Here is a 3,355-nt window from a genome sequence, read left to right as displayed (position 1 = left end):
TTTCACACAAAAAAGCCGCGAAAGCATTGAGGCAGAATTTGAAGGTAAAGGCTATGGGCATTTAAAAATGGCTCTTGCAGAAGTCATTATAGAATCTTTGCGTCCTATTCAGCAATCCTATGCCAAAATCAGCCAAGATAAAACCTATATCCAATCTGTGCTTACAAAAAGTGCAGATTCTATCCGCCCTATCGCAAAAAACACTTATGAAAATGCTAAAAGATTAGTAGGGCTTGTGTGAGGATTTTTTACTCCATAAGATGGCAGGAGTAAAGCCTCTAAGCACAAATCATATCAAAAATCGCTTGGGAAATCCTCTGTGCAAAATCCTTATTATCATTTAGTTCTTTATAAATATCAAAATCTTTTTGCAAAAGCAAATCTATTTCATCTTTAAAGATTTTATCAAATTCAATGCGCAGATTCTGCTTATCACCACTTTTTAAAGAATCGCGCATTTTCTCATCTTTTCTAATATTTTCTTTTATCTCATTAAAAATCTTACCTATCCTATCACTCTCGCCAAAATCTATACTTCCATACCTTTCGTTAAATTCCCTAACAATATTTGCAAGTTCCTCTAGCTCCGATTCTTTAGTTTTACTAGAACCATCTGCTTTTGATGGGCTTAGTTCCCCATTTCCGCTAAGGATTATATCTTGTGTCTTATCAAGTAGTATGCGATAGCTCTCAAAATCTACATTATCCAAAATCCCCCTTGCCAAATCCTCACTCTTTGGGGGAATGATTTTGCTAATGAGTTTTTTAAGCAAAATATAGAGTTTTTCTAGCTCAATATCCTCAAACGGCAGAATCTGCGCTAAAAAAGAATAATCTTTAAGATAAGTTTTTGCCTTGCTATAAAATCCCTCTTTCTCCTCATCGCTCTTTTGGGAGAATCGCTGTGCCATTACATCTAGCCTAGAGTGAATCACATTTTCTTTTTCTCCTCTTAAAATAGCTTCCACAAAGGCATTTAGCTCGTTTTCTGTATAGATTCCATATTCATTGAGATTTGTCTTTAAATCAAAGATTCTATCAATATTTGTGGGTTCTCCTAAATATGTTTGCTCATAAAATGCATTAAACGCTTCTGCAATGTCCTCGTGTGTGTTTGCAAAATCTAGCACACAAGTATCCTCTTTGTTTTTGCAAACCCTATTCAATCTTGAGAGAGTTTGCACCGCACTCACGCCACTTAATTTTTTATCCACATACATTGTATGCAAAAGTGGCTCATCAAAACCTGTTTGGTATTTGTTTGCTACAATTAAAAATCTATAATCATCTTTTTTAAACTCATTTTTCAATGCAGATTCTAGAAAACCATTTAGCCCGCTTTCATCATAAATTTCCCCATCAATATTGATTGTATTAGAAAACGCCACAATAGCCTTAAAGTTTGGATAATGTTGCTTTAAATATTTTTTAAAGGCAAAATAGTATCGCACCGCATTTTGTCTTGATTGCGTAACTACCATTGCTTTAGCTTTAGTGCCGATTTTTTTATAAGAATAGCTAAAAAAATGTTCAATCATTAATTGAGATTTTTTCTCAATCGTTGCGGGGTTGCTCTCCACATAGGCTTTAAGCTTTTTCATTGCTTTTGTTTTGTCGTAATGCGGGTTATTTTCCAAAGAAGAGATGATTTTATAGTAACTTTTATAGGTTGTATATCCCCTTAGCACATCAAGGATAAATCCCTCCTCAATGGCTTGTTTCATAGAATACAGATGAAAAGGGATAAACTTTTGTGTGCCATTAATTACACAAGATGTTCCAAACATTTCTAAAGTTTTCGGCTTAGGCGTAGCGGTGAATGCAAAATACGAGGCATTAGGCTGCAATTTTTTGTTTTTTATGATTTGCAAGATTTCATCTTCGCTATCCATTTTCTCATTACTTCTATCTCTGATGACTTCTCCTAGTTTTTGCGCATTGCTTCCGCTTTGACTAGAATGCGCTTCATCAATGATAATTGCGAAAGTTTTGCTCTTTAACTCCGCAATTTCATCTAAGATATAAGGAAATTTTTGAATCGTTGTAATGATGATTTTTTTACCCTCTTCTAGTGCGTTTTTGAGTTGGCGACTACCTTGCGTTATGGCTTCTACTAGGTTTTTATCATTGCTAAAGGCTTTAACATTCTCCCTTATTTGCGCGTCTAAAACCTTTCTATCTGTTACAACAATAATGCTATCAAAGATATTTTTATTCTCTTTATGCAAGCTCACAAGATGATGTGTAAGCCACGATATAGAGTTACTCTTGCCACTCCCTGCGCTATGCTCTATGAGATACCGCCCACCTATGCCATTTTCTTTGCAGTCTTTAAGGAGTTTTGTAACCAAATCAAATTGATGATAACGTGGGAAGATGATATGCTCCTCTTTTTCCTTTTTCACAATCTGCACGAAGTCAAAAAGGAGAGGAAGCAAAGTGTCTTTTTGCAAGATTTGCTCCCATAGATACGCTGTTTTCATTTTGCCTTCAACAAGCGGATTACCCGCACCATTTGGAATCCCTATTGCCCCGCTTCCTTGATTTAACCCTTGATTAAAGGGCAAGAAACGCGTGGCTTCTTTTTCTAGCTTTGTCGTCATAAAGCAAAGGTCGGAATCCAAAGCAAAATGCACAATGCAATTTTTAAAAAGTTGCTCGTTTGGATTCCTATCCTTTTTATATTGCGCTATGGCGTCAAAGACATTTTGCCCTGTGAATGGATTTTTAAGCTCTATGGTAAGCAGTGGCACACCATTTAAGAAAACCGCCATATCAATAGAATCCTTACTTGTATCGCTACTATAATGAAGCTGACGCACGATAGAAAGGATATTTTGCTGATAGTTTTCTATGCTTTGGGGGTTACTCTCTGTGTTTGGTTTATTAAATGCGAGATGAAATCTTATACCCCTCACTTCTACAAAAGTTTGCAAGGCTTTCACGATTCCTTTATTTTTGATTTGTTCAGACACTCTTTCTAAAAAAATCTTTTTATAATCGTCCCCCACGCGTTGTTTAAGATTTTGTAGGTCTTGGCTCTGTGTGGATTCTACAAACCTTTCTAACAACGCACTATCCATACACAATTTTTTATCATAATCTTGACTTGTTCGTTTTATATAGTGATTGTTTTCTAACAAATAAGCTTCTATAAAGCTTTCTAAGTCTTTTTCTTGGTAGTCCCGCATTGTTAATCCTTTTGTTGTATTCTACCACAAATGACTTGATTGATGAGGCTTGTTTTATATTCTTTAATATATGTGATTTGTTGCTTTGTTTTTTCTATTGCTAAATCAATCTTTGTAATTTGTGTATCCAAATAAGAAGCAATGGCTTTCTGCTCTTGTAGGGG

The 3,355-nt window shown here is 35.4% G+C and carries 1 protein-coding gene and 1 pseudogene; one reads left to right on the top strand and one right to left on the bottom strand.

Features of this window, described 5'->3' with window-relative positions; all coding sequences use genetic code 11:
• Window positions 1-241, top strand: a pseudogene (locus tag LS65_RS09500) (tryptophan--tRNA ligase); the annotation flags it as partial.
• Window positions 242-278: 37 nt separating this feature from the next.
• Here the strand turns inward: LS65_RS09500 and LS65_RS09495 are convergent.
• Entirely contained in the window at window positions 279-3,191 is a 2,913-nt protein-coding gene (locus tag LS65_RS09495; protein ID WP_034362840.1) for a type I restriction endonuclease subunit R, read from the bottom strand.
• Window positions 3,192-3,355 lie beyond the last annotated feature (164 nt).

It is taken from the genome of Helicobacter japonicus, from assembly GCF_000762845.2.
Classification (GTDB): domain Bacteria; phylum Campylobacterota; class Campylobacteria; order Campylobacterales; family Helicobacteraceae; genus Helicobacter_C; species Helicobacter_C japonicus.
The sequence above is the reverse complement of the archived record's forward strand: the minus strand, read 5'-3'. Positions and strand labels throughout refer to the sequence as shown.

Coding starts and splice junctions, on each gene's coding strand:
- LS65_RS09495 (WP_034362840.1), bottom strand. CDS start 3,191: ATGCGGGACTACCAAGAAAAAGACTTAGAAAGCTTTATAGAAGCTTAT.